This is a genomic window from Streptomyces sp. NPDC001100 (assembly GCF_053598575.1).
Window position 1 is genome coordinate 75,179 of sequence record NZ_JBSFKO010000006.1, and the last position, 20,766, is coordinate 95,944.

Here is a 20,766-nt window from a genome sequence, read left to right on the forward strand (position 1 = left end):
GCTCGCCGAATTGCGCCCCGCCTTCTGGGCGTAACTCGGTTGCGTCCGGGCTTACTTGGCCTTGCGGGCGACCGTGAAGCGGTCGATCTCGGCGCCGGTCTCGGCGATACCGCGGACCGTCAGGGTGGCCGTACGGCCCTTGTGCGCGGGCTGGACGTCCACACGCAGGAACGAGTAGTTGAGGTAGCGCACGCGCGACCAGGCGACCGTCTCGTTGACCTTGCCGTCCTTCGTGTTGATGAAGGCGGCGACCGAGTCGAGGTCGTTGACGTGACCCTCGTAGGAGTCGGGGGCGGAGAACGCGTACAGGCTGCGGCCGGCCGCGCCCGCCGTCACGTAGACGACACCCTCGGTCTCCGGGTATGCCGTGCCGCCGATCGGCAGCTTCTTGACGACCGCGTTCTTCTTGATGACGTCGGTGCGCTCGTACTGGTGGTTGTGGCCGTTGATGACCATGTCCACCGTGTACTTCTCGAACAGCGGCACCCACTCGTCGCGCACTCCCCCCTCCGAGGAGTGCGCGGTGGAGGTGCAGTACGCGCAGTGGTGGAAGAAGACCACCACGAAGTCGATGTCCTTGGACGCGCGGAACTTCTTGAGCTGCCCCTCGAGCCACGTGGTCTGGGTGCCGCCCGAGATGCCGAGGTTGGCCGGGATCTCGAAGGACACGTCGTTGGCGTCCAGCGAGATGACCGCCGTGTTGCCGTAGACGAAGGAGTAGACGCCCGGGAGGTGCTCCTTGTCCGGGCCGTTGTCCGGCAGGGTCCAGCGGGCGTCCTCGCCGCCGTAGCCGTTGGGCGAGTACCAGGCCTCCATGTCGTGGTTGCCGTAGGCGGGCATCCACGGCACGGACTTGGCGACCGACTCGGTCTGGGCGAGGAACTGGTCCCAGATCCGCGAGTCGAAGCCGGTGTCGGCGGTCTTGCCCTGGCCGGCCGGGTCGGCGTAGGCGATGTCGCCGGCGTGCAGGTGGAAGGCCGGGTTCTGGGCGAGCAGCAGGCTGTCGTTGGCAAGCCCGTGGTAGCCGACGCCCTCGTCACCGAAGGCCGTGAAGGTGAACGGCTTCTTGTGGTCGGGGGCGGTGGTGAAGGTGCCCAGCGTGCCGAGCAGGTGGGCCTCGGCCGGGTCGAAGCCCGCGTGGCCGACGCCGTAGTAGTACGTCTTGCCCGGACGCAGGTGGGTCAGCTTGGCGTGCAGGTAGTACTGGGTGTGGTCGCCGCTCGCGCCGACGCCCGCCGGGGTGTAGAGCGTGCGCACCTCGGCCTCGATCTTGCGGGAGAGGTCCCAGGGGTGCGCGCCGATCCGGACGAACGGCTTCTTGACGTTGGTCGGGACCTGCCAGGAGACCGTGACCTCGGTGCTCGGGTCGTTGCCGAACGCGAGGTGGCGGCCGAACGGGGAGACGAGGGCCCCGTCGATCGACTCGCTGGAGGAGGTGGCGGCATAGGTCGCGGAGGCCTGGCCGGGGACGGCCGCCTGGGCGACCGCGCCCGGCACGAACACGCCACCGGCGACGGCGCCGAGGGTCACGGCGCCGCCTCTGATCATGGTGCGCCGGGAGAATTTCGAGCGTAGGTACTCGTGCTGCTCGGCCATGCTCATGCGCTCGGCGAGCTCTTCGGGTACTCCCATACGAGGAATGTCCATGGCGTCTGAAACTCGTCCATATGAGCGACGTAACACAAGACACAGGATGGACAGCTTGCGAACAGAGTCCCATAAGACATTCAACAGGCCGCTGCCCGATATCGGGCAGGATTCTTGCAAACCTTCCCCCGGTACTCCAGGATCAACCGGGTGCACGACGAACTCGTTGATCATCTGACGCGCTCCACGACCCTCAACCGGGGCGAGGCGCTGCGGGTGATCCAGGACGTGCTCGCGTACTTCGACGAGACGACCGAGGACTACGTCCGTCGCCGCCACCGCGAGCTCCAGACCCAGGGCCTGGTCAACGCGACGATCTTCGACCGGATCGAGGCGGACCTGAAATACCGGGCGGTCGCACCGCCGGAGCTCACGCTCAGGCAGCTGCGCCGCATCGTCTACGGCTAGGAACACCCATATATGTGTGGAATCGTCGGATACATCGGCAAGCGTGACGTTGCTCCGCTTCTGCTGGAGGGCCTGCAGCGGCTGGAGTACCGCGGCTACGACTCCGCGGGCATCGCCATCACGGCCCCCAAGACGGCCGGCCTGAAGGTGGTCAAGGCCAAGGGACGGGTCCGTGACCTGGAGGCCAAGGTCCCGGCACGCTTCAAGGGCACCACCGGCATCGCCCACACCCGCTGGGCCACGCACGGCGCCCCGTCCGACGTGAACGCCCACCCGCACCTGTCCGCCGACAGCAAGGTCGCCGTCGTCCACAACGGCATCATCGACAACGCCTCGGACCTCCGGAAGAAGCTCGAAGCCGACGGCGTCGAGTTCCTCTCCGAGACCGACACCGAGGTCCTCACCCACCTCATCGCCCGCTCCCAGGCGGAGACCCTGGAAGAGAAGGTCCGCCAGGCGCTCCGGGTGATCGAAGGGACGTACGGCATCGCCGTCCTGCACGCCGACTTCCCCGACCGCATCGTGGTGGCTCGAAACGGCTCTCCGGTGGTCCTCGGCATCGGCGAGAAGGAGATGTTCGTAGCCTCGGACATCGCCGCACTGGTGACCCACACCCGTCAGATAGTGACCCTCGACGACGGCGAGATGGCGACCCTCAAGGCCGACGACTTCCGGACATACACCACCGAGGGCACCCGCACCACGTCCGAGCCGACCACCGTCGAGTGGGAGGCCGCCTCCTACGACATGGGCGGCCACGACACCTACATGCACAAGGAGATCTTCGAGCAGGCCGACGCCGTGGACCGCGTGCTGCGCGGCCGCATCGACGACCGCTTCTCCACCGTGCACCTCGGCGGCCTCAACCTGGACGCCCGCGAGGCCCGGCAGATCCGCCGCGTGAAGATCCTCGGCTGCGGCACCTCGTACCACGCGGGCATGATCGGCGCCCAGATGATCGAGGAGCTGGCCCGCATCCCCGCGGACGCCGAGCCGGCTTCGGAGTTCCGCTACCGCAACGCGGTGGTCGACCCCGACACCCTCTACATCGCGGTCTCGCAGTCCGGTGAGACGTACGACGTACTCGCCGCGGTCCAGGAGCTGAAGCGCAAGGGCGCCCGGGTCCTCGGCGTGGTGAACGTCGTCGGCTCGGCGATCGCCCGCGAGGCGGACGGCGGCATGTACGTGCACGCGGGCCCCGAGGTCTGTGTCGTCTCGACCAAGTGCTTCACCAACACCACAGTGGCGTTCGCCCTGTTGGCGCTCCACCTCGGCCGCACCCGTGACCTCTCGGTCCGCGACGGCAAGCGCATCATCGAGGGCCTGCGCAGGCTGCCGGCCCAGATCGCCGAGATCCTCGACCGCGAGGACGAGATCAGGAAGCTGGCCGCCGAGTACGCGGACGCCCGCTCGATGCTCTTCATCGGCCGCGTCCGGGGCTACCCGGTAGCCCGCGAGGCTTCCTTGAAGCTCAAGGAGGTCTCCTACATCCACGCCGAGGCCTACCCCGCCTCGGAGTTGAAGCACGGCCCCCTCGCCCTCATCGAGCCCGCCCTCCCCACGGTCGCGATCGTCCCCGACGACGACCTCCTGGAGAAGAACCGCGCCGCCCTGGAGGAGATCAAGGCCCGCAGCGGCCGCATCCTCGCGGTGGCCCACCAGCGCCAGGAGAAGGCAGACCAGACGATCGTGGTCCCGAAGAACGAGGACGAGTTGGACCCGATCCTGATGGGGATTCCTCTTCAACTCCTGGCGTATCACACGGCGTTGGCACTGGGCCGGGACATCGACAAGCCGAGGAACCTCGCCAAGTCGGTCACGGTCGAGTAGAGGCTTTTGCTTCTAGGGGCGCGGGGAACTGCGCGAGCAACCCCCACCGGCCGGCAGAGGCCGACGAAACCGAAAGGCCCCCCACGTGTGCCTCATACACGTGGGGGGCCTTTCCAACTGCCGGTCAACTGGTAGCCGTCACGCCCCGACCCGCAGTCCGACGAGGAAGAACCGTCGGCCAGTGCGCGAGAGCCGCCGTCGCCGAATACCAGGCAACAGCCCCCGCGGCGACACCGAACCACCCACCGACCTTGCCCAGCCCGTCGTTGCCGGCGAACTGCGCGATGGCAAGCAGCACAAGGGAGACGAAGAACAACCCATAGGTCCCCTGGGTGAGTTGATCCCCACCCGCGAGGGTCACCGAGAGAGCGACCAGGGCGAACAGGACCAGGAACAGCCCCGCCGCGTTGTCCGACACGGAGTTGCCGGCGCTGACGGCCCAGGTGAACCAGAGCGCGCCGAAGGCCGCGAACGCGGTCCCCGTGGCCGTGTCACCGTCGCGGAACGCGAACAGCCCGGCGACGAAGAGCGCAACTCCGCCTACGTAGTGAGCGAGTGACACGGCGTCAGCCGCCGACACTCCGTTGATGACATCCGTGTACCCGAGCCCGAAGGCCAACAGGGTGATTCCCAGGGCGAGTCGGCCGACGATCGTGGTGGTGCTTCCCGCGGAGACGTCATTGTCCACGGCGGGCTCCCTTCATGCATGTGCGGTTGTGCGGTGTGACCGATATATGCCCTTCACAAGGACACAAACACCTCTGCACAACGGCGAATTCAGAAGGAACCCACCCGCGTCACGGGACGACTAGGGGATGACGACGACCGGCCGCTGCGCCCGCTTCGCGAGCCGCCCCGCGACGGAGCCGAAGATGCGTCCGACGATCCCGTGGGTCGAGCCCACGACGATCGCGTCCGCCTCGTACTCCCGCCCCACCTCTTCGAGTTCGTGGCAGATGTCGCCACCGCGCTCGACCAGGATCCAGGGCACCTCGGCGAGGTATTCGGCGCACGCCAGCTCAAGCCCCAGCACCTCGGTGCGGTGATCCGGCACGTCGACGAAGACCGGTGGCTCGCAGCCGGCCCACACCGTGGTGGGCAGCCGGTTGGCGACATGCACGATGACCAGGCCCGAGCCGGAGCGGTGGGCCATGCCGATGGCGTACGCGAGGGCACGTTCACTGGACGTGGAGCCGTCGAAACCGACGACGACGCCGTGCTTGAAGGCGGGATCGCAGGAATGACGTGGCTGTTTCGCCGCCAGGGGCTCGGCCGCCGTGGGATCGGCGACGGGCCGCTTGCGGTCCGCGGGTTCGAAAGATTCGTGACCGGCCATGGGTGTCTCGGCTTTTTGATCCTCTTGGGAGGGGACAACAGTGTGCGGCGGAGCTGTGTCCGGGAATCATCTTCCCAACCCCATACCCCCAAGGGTACGGCGCCAGTCCTCCTTAGCCCATATCCCGCACACGCTCCGGCGGAGTTCCCCGGAGCATGCACGAGGGGGCGCCCGTAACGCAATGGTTGCTGCCCCGTACAGGCGGTTTGCACAGGATTCACTTACCCCCGCGGCCACCCATGGGCTGCCCTACAGTGACCGACGCATCGAACAAGCGTTGAACCCGGCGAACCGCCGCCCCAGGGAGCACGCCATGTCCGGACACCGCACGACCTCCGAGGCACACCCCGGCCCTGACACCGCCACCGATGTGGTCCGCTGGGCGGTCTTCAGCTGTGTCCTCGTCCCCCTGGTCCTCCTCTGGTACGGCACCTCGCTCGCCGGCGCCACCGGCACGGCCCTCGGTCTCGCGGCCGTCACCGCCGCCTGCCGGGTGCTGCTGCGCCGCTCCGAGCGGGGCACGGCCCGGCTGCTGGACGAGCAGGAGCCGCCGCAGCGCGGCCACCGTCACCGGGCGGCGGCGGGGGCACATCGGGGCGGTCGGCACAGCGGAGGAAGTACACCGGTCGACTGACCGGTTTCCGCGCACACGCCCGACGCTTTTCAGCCAACTTCCGGCCACCGTGCATCTGTTGTCCGAACCACCCCCCAACCCCCGTTCCACCTGCACCGAAAGGGTCTGGGAGGCCCTGCGCACCCTACGGGGATTGGCCACTACGGGGAGGCGCACTTCCCTGCACGGCCCACGAGTGCAACGCTTCGTGATCGAATGCTTCACGCCAAGTTGCCATGTCGACAATGTGCCGGTTGCCGAACTGGTCACCCCGGCACCACTGGACACAGTAGATTCGATCTTGACGTCTTACGGCGGGGGACTCGTGCAGGACCGAGGGGAAACGTGCAGGAGCGACACAACCGAGGAGCCGCGACCACCGAGGGGGGCTTAGCAGTATGAGCCACGACTCCACTGCCGCGCCGGAAGCCGCGGCCCGGAAGCTTTCCGGGCGACGCCGCAAGGAGATCGTCGCGGTGCTGCTGTTCAGCGGCGGCCCCATCTTCGAAAGTTCCATACCGCTGTCGGTGTTCGGCATCGACCGGCAGGACGCCGGAGTTCCGCGCTACCGCCTTCTTGTGTGCGGCGGCGAGGACGGTCCGCTGCGCACCACCGGCGGGCTGGAACTCACCACACCGCACGGCCTGGAGGCGATCTCGCGGGCGGGCACCGTCGTCGTGCCTGCCTGGCGGTCGATCACCGCGCCGCCGCCGGAGGAGGCGCTCGACGCACTGCGCCGGGCGCACGAAGAAGGGGCCCGCATAGTAGGCCTGTGCACCGGCGCGTTCGTGCTGGCTGCGGCGGGTCTGCTGGACGGCCGTCCCGCGACCACCCACTGGATGTACGCGCCGACGCTGGCCAAGCGCTATCCGTCGGTGCACGTGGATCCGAGGGAACTCTTCGTCGACGACGGAGACGTACTGACGTCCGCCGGTACGGCGGCCGGAATCGATCTCTGTCTCCACATCGTGCGGACGGACCACGGCAACGAGGCGGCCGGCGCGCTCGCCCGGCGCCTGGTGGTCCCCCCGCGCCGAAGCGGCGGTCAGGAGCGCTATCTCGATCGGTCTTTACCAGAGGAGATCGGCGCCGACCCGCTCGCGGAGGTCGTCGCCTGGGCGCTGGAGCACCTCCACGAACAGTTCGACGTGGAGACGCTGGCGGCACGCGCGTACATGAGCAGGCGTACGTTCGACCGCCGCTTCCGCTCGCTCACGGGGAGCGCTCCCCTGCAGTGGCTGATCACGCAGCGGGTGCTCCAGGCGCAGCGCCTGCTGGAGACGTCGGACTACTCGGTGGACGAGGTCGCGGGCCGCTGCGGCTTCCGTTCGCCGGTGGCGCTGCGCGGTCACTTCCGCCGCCAGCTGGGCTCGTCACCCGCCGCCTACCGGGCCGCGTACCGCGCCCGCAGGCCCCAGGGCGACAAGCAGGTGGACGGCGACGGCGCCCCGGGCCAGCCCGGCGGTCCGTCGTCCCTGGGCCCGGCGGGCCTGCCGCCCTCGCTCCACCCGGAGGGCCCGGTCCCGATGCAGACCCGTCGTACGGCGGCGAGCGCGCTGTCGGCGGCGTCCGCGGCATCCGCCGCTTCGGCGGCGGAGAACGGCCGTGAGGCGTACGCCACGAGCCGTGCGGCGGCGAGCCTGCCCGGCCAGCGCAGCGCGACGTAGCGACAGCATCGCCCCCGGAGGTCTCCGTCAGTCAGGAGATCTCCGGGGGCTTTCGCGCGCCCGGGGGGTTTCGCGCGCCCTCGCACCACGGGGTCACCGCCCCCTCTCGCACCACAAGGTCACCGCACGGTTGGTCCAGCCGGGCGGCGCGCACCTTAGGGTTAGACACATGAACGATCGCATGGTGTGGATCGACTGCGAGATGACCGGCCTCTCGCTGTCGGACGACGCTCTCATCGAGGTGGCCGCCCTCGTCACCGACTCCGAGCTGAACGTGCTCGGCGAAGGGGTGGACATCGTCGTCCGCCCGCCGGACCGGGCGCTGGAGACGATGCCGGACGTAGTACGCCAGATGCACACCGCGTCCGGCCTGCTCGACGAGCTGGCCGGCGGTACGACGCTGGCCGATGCCGAGGAGCAGGTCCTGGCCTACATCCGGGAGCACGTCAAGGAGCCGGGCAAGGCCCCGCTGTGCGGCAACTCGGTCGGCACCGACCGCGGTTTCCTCCTCCGTGACATGCCGACGCTGGAGGAGTACCTGCACTACCGCATCGTGGACGTGTCCTCGGTGAAGGAGCTGGCCCGCCGCTGGTACCCGCGGGCGTACTTCAACAGCCCCGAGAAGAAGGGCAACCACCGCGCCCTCGCCGACATCCGCGAGTCCATCGCGGAGCTGCGCTACTACCGCGAGGCGATCTTCGTCCCGCAGCCCGGCCCCGACTCCGACACGGCCCGCACCATCGCCGCCAAGCACGTCCAGCCCACCCCGTAAAAGCCGTGCGCGAGCACCCCTTCGGACCCTGTACACTTTTTCTCGGCCGGTCGGAAACTCACACAGTGAACGACCGGGCATGGTGGGTGTAGCTCAGCTGGTAGAGCACCTGGTTGTGGTCCAGGAAGTCGCGGGTTCAAGTCCCGTCACTCACCCTCGCAAAAAAGGCCCCCGGCCCGCGGAAACGCGGTCCGGGGGCCTTTTTCGGTTGTCGGCGGAGCGCAGGAGTGTCTCAACTCCCGCCCGGACCAAGGCCCAGAGCATCGCCCCTGAACCACTGGGGTGTCTCCCCAGTGCGATGGCACGGGGATTCCCGGTTTCGTGTGGACATGCCGGGTCAGGACACCCGCAGAAAAGAGGCCCAGCCATGACCGTCCCCCTTCCCGTGGTCTTCATCCACGGGCTCTGGCTGCACAGCACCTCCTGGCAGCCGTGGATCGATCTGTTCCGCGCGGAGGGCTACGACCCCTCCGCGCCCGGATGGCCCGGCGACCCCGCCACTGTCGAGGAGGCGCGCCAGAACCCCGAGAGCATCGCCGGCTACGGCATCGACGACGTCGTCGAGCACTACGCGACCCTGATCGAGGCACTGCCCGCGCCGCCCCTCCTGATCGGCCACTCGTTCGGCGGGATGATCGCGCAGAAGCTGCTCGGCCAGGACCGCGCGGCCGCGGCGGTCGCGATCGACGCCGCTCAGATCAAGGGCGTTCTGCCTCTGCCGCTGTCCGCGTTGAAGGCGACGCTCCCGGTCTTCAAGAACCCGGCCAACAAGCGGCGGGCGGTCTCCCTGACCGCGGAGCAGTTCCGGTTCGCGTTCGGCAACGCCGTCGCGGAGGAGGAATCGGCGGCCCTGTACGAGCGCTGGGCCGTCCCCGCACCGGGCAAGCCGCTGTACGAGGCCGCCTCCGCCAACTTCAACCCCCACTCGCCGGCGAAGGTCGACACGGACAACAGCGGACGCGGCCCGCTGCTGCTCGTCTCCGGCGGCAAGGACCACACGGTGCCCGAGGTCGTCACCCGGGCCACCCTCAAGCAGTACCGGCACTCCGAGGCGGTCACCGACATCGTCAACTTCCCCGACCGCGGGCACTCGTTGACGATCGACGGCGGCTGGCGCGAGGTCGCGGACACCGTACTCACCTGGTTGCGGCAGCAGGGTCAGGAGACCGGGCGATGACCTCCCCTGCGTCCCGGACCGCCGCAACGTCCGATGCCGACGCGGGCCTGGCCGGGCGGACCGTCGTGGTCACCGGCGCCGGGCGGGGCATCGGGCTGGCCGTCGTCGAGGCCTTCCTCGCGGCCGGTTCCCGCGTCGTCGCGGGTTCGAGGGAACGCACCGACGCCCTCGACCGGCACGTGAAGCAGGGGGCCGAGCTCACCGTCGTGGAACTCGACCTCGCGGCACCGGACGGTCCGGCCGCGCTGGTCACCGAGGCCGTGGCGCTCCATGGCGGTGTCGACGTCCTGGTGAACAACGTCGGGGCGGTACGGCCGCGGGTCGACGGCTTCCTCGGCGTGACGGACGAGGACTGGGAGTGGACCTTCACGGTCAACTTCATGGCCGCCGTCCGCGCCACCCGGGCCGCGCTGCCGCACCTGCTCGCCACCGGCGCGGGCCGTATCGTCACCGTCTCCTCGGTCAACGCCCGGCTGCCCGACCCGCTGGTCATCGACTACGGCGCGGCGAAGGCGGCGCTGACCAACTTCTGCAAGGCCCTGTCCAAGGAGGTGGGGCCGCGCGGTGTGCGGGTGAACACCATCGGTCCCGGCCCGGTGGAGACGGCGCTGTGGCAGGGCGCCGACGGGGTCGCCGCCACGGTCGGCCAGTCGCGGGGCGTCGACCCCGGGGAGGTGGCCCGCGGCGCGGCGGACCAGTCGGTGACCGGCCGCTTCACCCGGCCGTCGGAGGTGGCCGATCTCGTGCTCTACCTCGCCGGTCCCCGGGCCGCGAACATCACCGGCGCCGACTTCGTCATCGACGGCGGTCTCGTCGAATCCCTCTGAGCGGCCGTGCCGGCACGGCGGGCGCCCGGGCCGTGTCCGAGAAGTGCCTCCCCCGGAGAGGGTGCCTCCTCGCCGCGGGGCCCGCACTTCGGGCGGACGACGGGACCTCGCGGACACGCCCCGAACCGCCGCACATTCCCTCCCCTCGCCTCCCCTCGCATCCCCTGGAGAGACCCGTGAGATTCCGCCTGTCCGGATCCCGCCGCCTGGCGGCCGCGGTCTTCGCCCTGGCCGTCGGCCTCGGCTCGACCAGCCTCACGGCCGCGGCCTCCGCCGGGCCCGCGACCCCGGCCGGCGAGCACATACCCGCCGGCTTCAGCGAGCACAGGACCCGGGTCGCCGGGACCGGCATCGACTACGTGATCGGCGGCCACGGCCCAACCCTGGTCCTGATCCACGGCTACCCCCAGACCTGGTACGAGTGGCACGCGATCATGCCCGCGCTCGCCGAGCACTACACCGTCGTCGCGCCGGACCTGCCCGGCGCGGGCCGGAGCGACGCCCCGGCGTCCGGCTACGACAAGAAGACCATGGCCGCCACCCTGCACGCGCTCCTGGTCTCGCTCGGCAAGGACCAGGACGTGAACGTCGTCGGCCACGACATCGGCACGATGGTCGCCTACGCCTACGCGGCGCAGTACCCGCACAGCGTCACGAAGCTCGTGCTCAGCGAGGCCCCGATACCGGACCTGGGCATCTACGAGTTCCCGGCGCTGACGGCCAAGGGACCCGGAGTGTGGAACTTCGGCTTCTTCTCCCTGCGGACCGGTCTCCCGGAGAGTCTGATCCGGGGCCGCGAGCTGACCTGGACGACCGGCTTCATGCGGGGCATCGCCGTACACAAGGACGCCCTGACCCCTCAGGACCTGCGGGTCTTCGCCTCCTGCCTGCGCGACTACGCGCACCTGGAAGCGAGCCTCGCGTGGTTCAGGACGTTCCCGCAGGACATCGCCGACAACGCGCGGTTCCGGAAGACGCCCCTGACCATGCCGGTGCTCGCGATCGGCGCCTCCGGCAGCCTCGGTCCGTCGGTCGCGGAGCAGGTGCGCCACTACGCCGCCCATGTCACTCCGGCGGTCGTCGCCGACTCCGGCCACTGGATCTACGAAGAGCACCCGAAAGAGACGACCGCCATGCTGCTGCGTTTCCTGAGCAGCCACCGATGACGTCAGCGTCAGGAGCGGACATGACCAGCTTCTTCCCCACCTTCGGACCGACGGCCGAGCGCGAACCCTTCTGGTTCCTCGGCGGCCAGGCCCGGATCCTGCTGCCCGGCACCGCGACCGACCACCGGCTCAGCGTGATGGAGTTCGCCGACCCGGCCGGCCACGCGCCCCCGCACCACGTCCACGAGGACGAGGAGGAGGTCTGGTTCGTCCTCGACGGCGAGGTGACGTTCTTCGTCGGCGACCAGCGCCACGACCTGGTGCCCGGGCAGGTCGCGTACGGGCCGCGCGGGGTTCCGCACAGCTATCTGGTGCGCTCGCCCGAGGGCGCGCGGATGGCGGTGCTGTTCAGCCCGGCCTGCATAGAGGAGTACTTCCGGGCCAACGGCACCCCGGTGGCCGAGGCCGGGGACCTGCCGCCGGAGTTCGACCTCGCGGCGGTCGTGGCCTCCGCCGAGGCCTTCCACCTGCGCGTCACCGGACCGCCGCCGTCCTTGTGAGCCGGTCCACCAGAGTCACGAAGGGAACCGACATGCCGTACATCACCGTCGGCCGGGAGAACTCCGCCGACATCGAGCTGTACTACGAGGACCACGGGAGCGGGCAGCCCGTCGTGCTGATCCACGGCTACCCGCTGGACGGCCACTCCTGGGAGAAGCAGCTCCCGGCCCTGCTCGACGCGGGCCACCGGGTCATCACCTACGACCGGCGCGGTTTCGGCCGGTCCTCGCAGCCGACCACGGGCTACGACTACGACACCTTCGCCGCCGATCTCGACGCGGTGCTGACCGGGCTGGACCTCACCGACGTGGTACTCGTCGGGTTCTCCATGGGGACCGGGGAAGTCGGCCGCTATCTGGGCACGTACGGCTCGCAGCGGGTCGCCAAGGCGGCCTTCCTCGCCTCCCTCGAACCCTTCCTGGTCAGGACCGACGACCACCCGGACGGCGTCGACCAGTCCGTCTTCGACGGCATCCTGGAGGCGGTCACGAAGGACCGCTACGCCTACTTCACCGGCTTCTACGAGGCGTTCTACAACCTCGACGAGACGCTCGGCAGCCGGATCAGCGAAGAGGCCGTGCGGGCGAGCTGGAACGTGGCGGCGGGCGCGTCGGCGTACGCGTCGGTGGCCTGCGTGCCCACCTGGATCACCGACTTCCGCGCCGACGTCGCCAGGATCGACGTACCGACGCTGATCCTGCACGGCACGGCCGACCGGATCCTGCCGGTCGACTCCACCGGACGGCCCTTCCACGCGCTGCTGCCCTCGGCCCAGTACGTCGAGATCGAGGGTGCCCCGCACGGCCTGCTGTGGACGCACGCCGAAGAGGTCAACGCCGCGCTGCTGGCCTTCCTGGCCAAGTAGTCGCGCGGGGCGGCCGGACGGTGCGGGCGTCGGGGGTCGCGCACTTCGTTGCGTCACTTCACGGTCACCACCACCGTCATCAGGACGGTCGGTGTGGAACACGACCGGTACGGCGTGGTGGGCGAAGACCGGGGTTCCCGGTCTCGGGCCGCTCGCCGCCGAGGATCCCCGCATCGGCCGGCATCGCTCGTTCCTCGGCCTGCCGCACTATCCCGGGTCCGGTTCGCCGATCGCGCGGGGGATCTGCTTCCGGGAGGTGATGTCGAGCTTGCGGAACACCTTGTTCAGATGGAACTCGACGGTCGAGGCGGTGACGAACAACCGCGTCGCGATCTCTCCGTTGGTCAGCCCCGAGGCGGCCATGGAGGCCACCTGCCGTTCCCGCGGTGTGAGGTCGAACCGGGTGTCGACCGTGCGCCTGCGTGCCGTCTCCCCGGTGGCCAGCAACTCGATCCGGGCCCGCTCCGCGTACGGCACCGCGCCGAAGGCGTCGAAGCTCTCGTAGGCCGCGCGCAGCTGCTTCCTGGCATCGGAACGACGCTTGCGGCGGCGCAGCCACTCGCCGAACAGCAGCCGGGCCCGGGCCTGTTCCAGGGCCAGCGGTGCCTGCCCCAGCAGGTCGACCGACTCCTGGTAGAGCTTCTCGGCCTCGTCGCCGTCCGCCGTCAGTGCCCGGCCGAGGGCCAGCGCGCCCAGGGCCCAGGGCGTACCGGCGAGCGGGGCCCGTTCCTCCAGCCGGGACAGTGCCGCGAGGGTGACGGCGCGGTCGCCGGTGCGTACTGCGGCCTCGACGAGCAGCGGGAGAACGAGGTTGCCGCAGGCCGGGGGGTCGCCGTCGAAAACGGCCCGCGCGTGCCGCAGCGCCTGCCCGTAGCGGCCCTGTCCCAGCTCGAACAGGGACAGCGCGTGCTGTGCCAGCAGCTGGAGCAGGCCGTGGCCCATGCTCTTCATCGCCGCGGTCTGCCGCACCGCCTCCCGCAGCTCGGGCTCCCGGCCGGCCAGGGCGAACAGGTGGAGCCGGTTGATGTCTCCGCCGCCGCGGAAGCCGGTGTCGGCCGCGATGTCGTCGAACTCGGCGTAGCGGACCTCCGCCTGCGTGAACCGTCCGTCCCAGAGGTCGCAGCGGGCCGCGACGAGCAGCGTCATGCTCAGCGCGTACAGTGCGCCGGCGTCGCGGTCCGCCGCCGCGAGGCGGTCGGTGAGCTCGCGCTCGGCCCGGACGTCCCAGAGATCGTCGCAGGCCATGGAGAGCACCACCGCGAAGGGGCTGTTCGCGTCCCCGATCTCCGCACCGTCCCGCAGCCGGTCCAGGGCGGTACGCAGCACGGACGCGCCGTGCTCGTAGCCCTCGGCCACGCGCCGGGCCAGACCCTCCATCAGTACGTCACGGCCGTACGCGGCGGTGTCCGGGGCGTGCCGGGCGGCGACGACCGCCACCGCGACCTCGGTCAACGACGTGCCCTGCGGACAGCCGTCGGCGACCAGCGCCGCGTGCAGCGCCTCCTGGAGCAGCTCCCAGGTCAGCCGGGGGTCCCGCGGGCCGAGCCTGCTCACGGCGTCCATCAGCATCGCAGGGACGTCGGCGACGGCGATCCGGAACATCTGCGCGGTCGCCCGCATCCGCAGCTCGCGCGTGCGCATCACCGGGCCGCGGATACCGGCGCCGGCCAGGTCCAGCGCGATCCGCGCCGCCGCCGCGTCGCCGGACACCAGATGGGCCTGCGCCGCGTCGAGCAGCCGTTCGGCCCGCTTGTCCGGGTCGGCGGTGAAATCGGCGGCGCGCGACAGGAAGCGGGCCTGCTGGGAGTGGCCGCCGCGGGAGCGGGCCCGCTCGGAGGCGGCCGCCAGGTCGTCGGCGACGTCGTCGTCCAGGCCCTCGGCGGCCTCGGCCCGGTGCCAGGCGCGGCGGTCGGCGTCCCGTACGGGGTCGCAGGCTGCGGCCAGGGCCGCGTGCGCACGGCGGCGCTCGCCTGGTTCGGCCGCGGCGTAGACCGTCGAGCGGATCAGGGGGTGCCGGAAGGCCGCCGGCGTGTCCCGGCCGAGGATTCCGGCGGCGACCGCCGGCTGGGCGGCCCGGGCGGACAGTCCGAGCCGCCCGGCGGCCCGCCACATCAGTCCCGTGTCGTCCGAGGGGGCCGCCGCGAGCAGCAGCAACAGGGTTCCGGTCTCGGGCGGCAGGGCTCGTACCAGGTGCTGGAAGTGGCTCTCGAGGAGCCGGCCAACCGGCAGCGGATCGGGCAGCGGGGCGATACCGGACAGTTGCTCGGCGGTCAGGGCGTCGGCCAGCTCCAGCAGCGCGAGCGGGTTGCCGCCGGTACCGGTGACGATCCGGTCGGCCACGCCCGCGTCCACCCGCCGGGGCACGGAGAGGAGCAGGTTCCTGGCCTCCGGCTCCGGCAGACCGGTCACGGAGTGTGCGCTCAGTCCGTCGAACAGGCCGTTGTCCCCGAGCCCGTCGCGGACGGCGATGATCAGGCCCAGGGAGTCGGCGTGCAGTCGGCGTGCGACGAACGCGAGTGTCTCGGCCGACTCCCGGTCCAGCCACTGCACATCGTCCAGCAGGAACAGGAGCGCCTGGTCGGCGGCGGCCTCGGACAGCAGGGTCAGTGTCGCGAGCCCGACGAGATAGCGGTCGGCCGGCGGCCCCGGCACCAGGCCCAGGGCCGCGTCCAGCGCGGCCCGCTGCGGCCCGGGCAGCCGGTCCGTCCGGTTCAGGAAGGGCCGCAGCAACCGGTGCAGCGCGCCGAAGCCGAGACCGGTCTCGGGCTCGGCCGCGGTCAGCCGGACCACGCGGAGTTCGGAGGCCCGGGCCGCGGCGTACTCAAGGAGCCGGGTCTTGCCGATCCCGGGTTCGCCGGTGAGGACCAGGACTCCGCTGAGGCCGTCGCGCACCGCGTCGAGCAGCCGCCCGACGGCTTCGCGTTCGGCGTGGCGTCCGACCATGCGCGGCCCGGACGCGTGCCGGCCGCCGTTCCACACCATGGGACCGCTCCCCCCTGTCGATGTCCTGACATGGGGAACGGTAGGAACGCCGGGTCGGCGGAAGCGAGCGTCATGTGACGGTGGTGTGCCGGTCAACGCAGTGCGCTGACGACCGTCCGCAGCTCGGCACGCGAGGCCACGCCCAGCTTGGGGAAGATCCGGTGGAGATGCGAGCTGACGGTGCGATGCGACAGATAGAGCCGCTGCCCTATCTCGCGGTTGGTCAGGCCGTCGGCGGCGAGCCGGACGATCTGCAGCTCGTGGGCTGTCAGCTGGTCCCGGGCGTCCGGGGCCCGGCGTCGGCTGGTCTCGCCCGCGGCGCGCAGTTCCCGGCGGGCCCGCTCCCCCCAGGGAATCACGCCGAGCGCGTCGAACATGTCGCGAGCGGCGCGGAGGTGGTCGCGGGACTCGACACTGCGCCGTCGGCGCCGCAGCCATTCGCCGTAGGCCAGATGGGTACGGGCCCTGATCAGCGGCCAGGCGCCGAGGTCGGCGCGCAGCGCGTCCTCGAAGAGCGGGTCGGCGTCCTCGTCGCCGGCCAGCAGCGCCCGGACCAGCCGCAGATCGGCGTGCAGCACCGGCGCGGAGGTCGTCGTGGCGATCTCCTCCAGCTCCGCCACGACGGGGAGCACGAGCTCCAGCCGCCCGCAGTGCACCGCCGCGTCGACCAGGTCGACCACGGTCGTCAGCCGCAGGGCGACCTGGAACGCGGGATCCGCCGGATCGTGCAGCCGGCGGAAGTGCCCGAATGCCTCCTCGAACCGCCCTGTGCCCAACGCGGCCAGCCCGCGGGCCATCGACGCGGTGGCCAGCACCGGACGCGCCCCGGCGGGCAGCCCGATCTCCTCCGCCTCCTCGGCCAGCCCCAGGGCGGAATCCACCTCCCCGCGCAACGCGGCCAGCTTGGCCGCGGTGGCGGTCATCAACGCGTACATCATCGTCTGGCTGGTTTCGCGCTCCAGTCTTCGCGACTCCTCCGTGGTGGCGATCGCCGCGCCGAGGTCGCCGACCACGAGCGCGCTCCACGCGTCCGCGCCGACCGTGCGCGCCAACAGGCCCAGGCGTCCCTGGGCACGCAGCGGCTCGGCGCCGGCCGCCGAGAACGCCCGCGCCAGGTCGAAGCCGCCGACGAGGAGCGCGGCGGTGCTGAGCATGCGGTAGGCGCGGCCGTCGTCACCCTCCTTCAGGGCGACGCGCCGGGCCCGCTCCAGGACGAAGGTGCCGCGGTCGACCGGCGCGGCGTAGGCGCAGATGGCCAGCCGCCACGGATCGAGTTCGTCGAGTTCCAGCCGCTCCACGGCCGCCAGGACCGCACGACGGCCCTCCGGGCCCGGGTCGGACCAGAAGCACAACTGCGCGGCGCTCCACAGGATCCGCAGCGCGAGCGCGCGGTCCTCCGCTGCGATCTCCTCGGCGAGGGCGGTCAGGGAGTTGGCGCCCGAGGCATGGCTGTGCAGTCCCTCGTCGAAGCTGCCGCGGAGCCAGACCACCGTCGCGTGCTGCCGTCTCGACAGCGGTCCGGTGAGCGCCTGGTCCAGCAGCCGGGTCACGGTCTCGGGCCGGCCGAGCTCCACGGCGAAGTCGGCGGCGCGCAGCAGCCGTTCCACTCGGCGATCGGCGTCCTCGCTGAGCGCGGCGGCCTGTTCGAGGGCCGTGACGGCCGCCGCGATGCCACCACGGCGGGCGGCCCGGTGCGCGGCTTCTTCCAACGCGGCGGCGACCGTCTCCTCCGGTTCGTCGGCCGCGGCGGCCCGGTGCCGCAGCTGCCGGTCCGGGTGTTCCCAGAGCACGGCGGCGAGCGCCGCGTGTGCGGCGTGACGGACACCGGTGGGCGTGGTCTGGTGGATCGCCGACCGCATCAGCGGATGCCCGAACCGCAGTTCGCCGCCGACGACGTGGACGAGGCGGGCGCGCACGGCCGGGTCGAGTTCCGGGGCTCCGGCCGTCGCTCCGGTGAACAGCCGGGTCGCGCGGTAGATCTCGGGAAGCGACGGGCTGTCGTTGAGTGCCGCGATCCGCAGCAGGCTCCGGGTGATGTCGGGCAGGGTCTCCAGGCGGTCGGTGAAGGCCTGTTCGAGCCGCTCGGTGAGCGGCAGTTGGGACATGTACGGATCGGCCGACGCCCCGAGGGAACGGGAGAGCTCGGTCAGGGCCAGGGGGTTGCCGGCGGCCTCGGCCAGCAGCCGGCGGTGCGCGGTCGGCCGCAGATCCGGGGCCTGGTCCGCCAGGATCTCCGCGGCCTGGCCGTCGGTGAGCGGGCCCAGGGGCACGGAGGTGAGTTCGTCGGAGCTCAGGCGCGAGCGGTAGCCGTCGCGCGCGGCCCCGACGATGACCACGGGCTCGGTGCCGACTCGGCGGGCCACGAAGGCCAGGACGCTGGCGGTGGCGTCGTCGAGCCACTGGACGTCGTCGACCAGTACCAGTACGGGCGCGACCGCGGCCGCGTCGGCCAGGAGGTTGAGGACCGCCAGACCGACCAGGAAGACGTCGGGGACACCGGCCCCGGCGAGCCCGAGAGCGGTGTCGAGCGCCTGCCGGTGCGGGGTGGTGAGCTCGGCGGCTCCCGCGGCCAGGGGGCGCAGGACGAGTTGCAGACCGGCATAGGGGATGTCGCTCTCGGCCTCCACACCGCTGGTGCGCAGGACCCGGTGTCCGAGCCCCTCGGCGAGGGCGGCGGTCTCGGCGAGCAACGCCGTCTTCCCGATGCCGGGGGCCCCGCGGACCAGTACCGCGCTCCCGTGGCTCCGCGGCTCGGCCAGCAGCCGGCGCAACAGATCCAGCTGATCGTCCCGACCGATGAGCTCCACATTCCCCCCATCAGCCGGGTCTTCGGACTCGGTCTGCCTGGAAGGTCAGGGTACTGTGCCGCGGCCGACGACCCGTAGCGGAAGACCGTGGCTCGACGGACTCCCGCTTCGCCTCGGCACGGCGCCGGGACCGGGCGTCGTCCGCGAGATCAGGTGGCAGCGCGCCAAGCGTCCGTGAACTCCCGTACGCCCGCGAACCGTTCGGCGGGATCGTCACGGGTCGCCCTTTCCAGTACGGCGAGTTGACCCGCCGTACCGCGCCAGGCCCGCCGTTCACCGCCGTCGAGGAGGACATGGGCACTACGGCCGAGGGCGTAGACCGTCGTACGGATGTCGATGCGGGCGCCCCGGTGCCACTCCTCGGGGGCCATGAAGCGGGCCGAACCCGGGAGGCGGTCCTCGTCGAGGGCGAAGGGGCCGGGGCGGTACTCGTCGAGGTCGACGAGGTGGAGCGTGTCGCCGCCGAAGTCGTACAGGAACGCGCCGTCGTAGAGATCGACCGCCACCATGCCCGCCGCCTCCACCGCGAGATGCGCGTCCAGGACCCGGTCGACCGCGTGCAGGACCGAGGCGAGGGGCAGGGCGCGGAAACGGGCACGGGCGGGACCGTACAGGGACTCCCCGTGGCGCCAGGGCATGACGACCGCCGTACGGCCGTTCGGCACGGCGATCCGGTGCGGTTGCGGGACGATCGCCGGGTGCCGTACCGCCCGATGGAATGCCCAGGCCCGGTCGAGTGAGGCCTGGGCGGGGGCTGTTGTCGCCTCTTTCACGAACCAGCGCTCGCCGTCGGGGAGTTGGACGGCGTACGAGACGCAGCCGGAGTCCTGGTCCCGGAAGGCGCGGAACACGTCGCCCACGGTGCGGAGGTAGGGCTCGGTCGCGGGGATCTCGTCGACTGCCAGCAGCGGATGTGGGGCCATGGGGATCAGCCTGGCCGAGCGACCACCGCCTCATGAAGACGCGCGCGTCACCAACTCCGTTGCCAGTACCGCGTGTTGCCGCTCCAGGTCGCGGGGCGCCGATGGACGGCGGTCCGCGATCTCGGCGAGCAGCAGGTCGATCATCGCGCGGCCCATCTCCTCGATGGGCTGACGGACGCTGGTCAGGGGCGGGTCCATGTGGCGGGCGATGGCCGAGTCGTCGTAACCGACGAGGGCCACGTCCTCCGGAATGCGCAGGCCCTCCTCGCGGAGCACCTGGCGGGCACCGGCCGCCATGACGTCCGAGCCGGCGAAGACCGCGTCGACGTCGGGGCGGCGGGCCAGCAGTTCCTTCATCGCGCGTCGGCCGCCCTCCTCGGTGAAGTCGCCCGGCTGGATGAGGTGTTCGTCCACTTCGTGGCCCGCGTCGAGCAGGGCCTCGCGGTAGCCGTCGACGCGGCGCTGGGCGCCGTAGACGTCGAGGCGGCCGGTGATGTGGGCGATGCGGGTGCGGCCGCGGGACAGCAGGTGCTCCACGGCCGAGCGCCCGCCACCGTAGTTGTCGGAGTCGACCGACGTCAGGGGCTCGCCGGCCGACCGGGGGCCACTGATCACCGCTGGGATCTCCAGCTCGGCCAGCAGGTCCGGCAGCGGGTCGTCCGCGTGGACCGAGACGAGCAGGACGCCGTCCACGCGGTGCGCGGCCAGGTACTGGGCGAGGCGCTGCCGCTCCCGGTCACTGCCTGCGAAGATGAGCAGGAGCTGCATCTCCGTGTCCGACAGCTGGGTGCCGACGCCCTTGAGCATGTCGGAGAAGTACGGTTCCGCGAAGAAGCGGGTCTCCGGCTCGGGGACGACGAGGGCGATCGCGTCCGTACGGTTGGCGGCCAGCGCCCGGGCCGCCGTGTTAGGGACGTAGTCGAGTTCCGCGACCGCCGCCTCGACGGCGGCGCGGGTCGCGTCGCTGACCCTGGGCGAGCCGTTGATCACCCGGGAGACCGTGCCGCGGCCCACACCGGCACGGGCGGCGACCTCCTCCAGGGTCGGCCGTCTGCCGCCCCGGTTCCGCCCACCGCTGACCGCCATGGTCGCCGCCTTCCGTTCGCAGCTTTCAGGCCAGGAATGTAACAGCCCAGGCCCGGACGCCCCGCCTCCATCGTCCCTCGTCGGCCGGGGGCCTCGCCCGCCGAGCCGCGGAACGGCGGGGCGGAACACGGCCGGCGTCCGGGCGGCGCCCCTCAGACC

Annotated in this window: 17 protein-coding genes and 1 tRNA gene; 11 read left to right on the forward strand and 7 right to left on the reverse strand. The window is 71.2% G+C overall.

Going from position 1 to position 20,766, the window contains the following annotated elements:
• Window positions 1-51: 51 nt before the first annotated feature.
• The gene (locus ACWDEW_RS10515) at window positions 52-1,632 is read right to left on the reverse strand and encodes a purple acid phosphatase family protein (protein WP_450511514.1); all 1,581 of its coding nucleotides are present in this window, start codon (window positions 1,630-1,632) and stop codon (window positions 52-54) included.
• A 165-nt stretch (window positions 1,633-1,797) separates the two neighbouring features.
• On the opposite strand from ACWDEW_RS10515, the gene ACWDEW_RS10520 reads away from it, so the two are divergent.
• Window positions 1,798-2,055 (forward strand): hypothetical protein, encoded by a 258-nt coding sequence (locus tag ACWDEW_RS10520; protein ID WP_450511516.1) that lies wholly within the window; start codon window positions 1,798-1,800, stop codon window positions 2,053-2,055.
• Between the two features lie 12 nt (window positions 2,056-2,067).
• A complete protein-coding gene (gene glmS, locus ACWDEW_RS10525) occupies window positions 2,068-3,885 on the forward strand; it encodes a glutamine--fructose-6-phosphate transaminase (isomerizing) (RefSeq protein WP_450511518.1) in 1,818 nt (605 codons plus the stop codon).
• 124 nt (window positions 3,886-4,009) lie between these two features.
• Here glmS and ACWDEW_RS10530 read toward each other — a convergent pair whose 3' ends face one another.
• Both ACWDEW_RS10530 and ACWDEW_RS10535 read right to left on the reverse strand, forming a co-directional pair.
• Window positions 4,010-4,573 (reverse strand): GPR1/FUN34/YaaH family transporter, encoded by a 564-nt coding sequence (locus tag ACWDEW_RS10530; RefSeq protein ID WP_450511520.1) that lies wholly within the window; start codon window positions 4,571-4,573, stop codon window positions 4,010-4,012.
• Between the two features lie 120 nt (window positions 4,574-4,693).
• Window positions 4,694-5,221, reverse strand: a complete 528-nt coding sequence (locus tag ACWDEW_RS10535; RefSeq protein WP_450511522.1) for a universal stress protein — start codon at window positions 5,219-5,221, stop codon at window positions 4,694-4,696.
• Between the two features lie 313 nt (window positions 5,222-5,534).
• On the opposite strand from ACWDEW_RS10535, the gene ACWDEW_RS10540 reads away from it, so the two are divergent.
• The 9 genes from ACWDEW_RS10540 to ACWDEW_RS10580 all read left to right on the forward strand — a co-directional run bounded on the left by ACWDEW_RS10540 (window position 5,535) and on the right by ACWDEW_RS10580 (window position 12,809).
• The gene (locus tag ACWDEW_RS10540) at window positions 5,535-5,855 is read left to right on the forward strand and encodes a hypothetical protein (protein ID WP_450511524.1); all 321 of its coding nucleotides are present in this window, start codon (window positions 5,535-5,537) and stop codon (window positions 5,853-5,855) included.
• 377 nt (window positions 5,856-6,232) lie between these two features.
• Complete coding sequence (locus ACWDEW_RS10545) at window positions 6,233-7,501, forward strand: helix-turn-helix domain-containing protein (RefSeq protein ID WP_450511525.1); 1,269 nt, start codon at window positions 6,233-6,235, stop codon at window positions 7,499-7,501.
• A 169-nt stretch (window positions 7,502-7,670) separates the two neighbouring features.
• Window positions 7,671-8,273, forward strand: coding sequence for an oligoribonuclease (orn, locus tag ACWDEW_RS10550; protein ID WP_043259216.1), 603 nt, complete (start codon window positions 7,671-7,673; stop codon window positions 8,271-8,273).
• 82 nt (window positions 8,274-8,355) lie between these two features.
• Window positions 8,356-8,428: transfer RNA gene (locus ACWDEW_RS10555), tRNA-His, on the forward strand.
• Between the two features lie 212 nt (window positions 8,429-8,640).
• Window positions 8,641-9,450, forward strand: a complete 810-nt coding sequence (locus tag ACWDEW_RS10560; protein ID WP_450511528.1) for an alpha/beta hydrolase — start codon at window positions 8,641-8,643, stop codon at window positions 9,448-9,450.
• Window positions 9,447-10,277, forward strand: coding sequence for an SDR family NAD(P)-dependent oxidoreductase (locus ACWDEW_RS10565; protein WP_450511530.1), 831 nt, complete (start codon window positions 9,447-9,449; stop codon window positions 10,275-10,277). The genes ACWDEW_RS10560 and ACWDEW_RS10565 overlap by 4 nt, the downstream gene beginning before the upstream one ends.
• 176 nt (window positions 10,278-10,453) lie before the next feature.
• Entirely contained in the window at window positions 10,454-11,443 is a 990-nt protein-coding gene (locus ACWDEW_RS10570) for an alpha/beta fold hydrolase (RefSeq protein ID WP_450511532.1), read from the forward strand.
• Window positions 11,444-11,463: 20 nt separating this feature from the next.
• Window positions 11,464-11,943 (forward strand): cupin domain-containing protein, encoded by a 480-nt coding sequence (locus tag ACWDEW_RS10575; RefSeq protein ID WP_450511533.1) that lies wholly within the window; start codon window positions 11,464-11,466, stop codon window positions 11,941-11,943.
• Window positions 11,944-11,975: 32 nt separating this feature from the next.
• A complete protein-coding gene (locus tag ACWDEW_RS10580; RefSeq protein WP_450511535.1) occupies window positions 11,976-12,809 on the forward strand; it encodes an alpha/beta fold hydrolase in 834 nt (277 codons plus the stop codon).
• 207 nt (window positions 12,810-13,016) lie between these two features.
• Here ACWDEW_RS10580 and ACWDEW_RS10585 read toward each other — a convergent pair whose 3' ends face one another.
• From ACWDEW_RS10585 to ACWDEW_RS10600, 4 genes are all read right to left on the reverse strand, one after another.
• Window positions 13,017-15,791, reverse strand: coding sequence for an AAA family ATPase (locus tag ACWDEW_RS10585; RefSeq protein WP_450511537.1), 2,775 nt, complete (start codon window positions 15,789-15,791; stop codon window positions 13,017-13,019).
• Window positions 15,792-15,883: 92 nt separating this feature from the next.
• Entirely contained in the window at window positions 15,884-18,598 is a 2,715-nt protein-coding gene (locus ACWDEW_RS10590) for an ATP-binding protein (protein ID WP_450511539.1), read from the reverse strand.
• Between the two features lie 149 nt (window positions 18,599-18,747).
• Window positions 18,748-19,521: a serine/threonine protein kinase gene (locus ACWDEW_RS10595; protein ID WP_450511541.1), complete on the reverse strand. Its 774-nt coding sequence runs from the start codon at window positions 19,519-19,521 to the stop codon at window positions 18,748-18,750.
• Window positions 19,522-19,551: 30 nt separating this feature from the next.
• Window positions 19,552-20,607, reverse strand: coding sequence for a LacI family DNA-binding transcriptional regulator (locus tag ACWDEW_RS10600; protein WP_381249364.1), 1,056 nt, complete (start codon window positions 20,605-20,607; stop codon window positions 19,552-19,554).
• Between the last annotated feature and the right edge of the window lie 159 nt (window positions 20,608-20,766).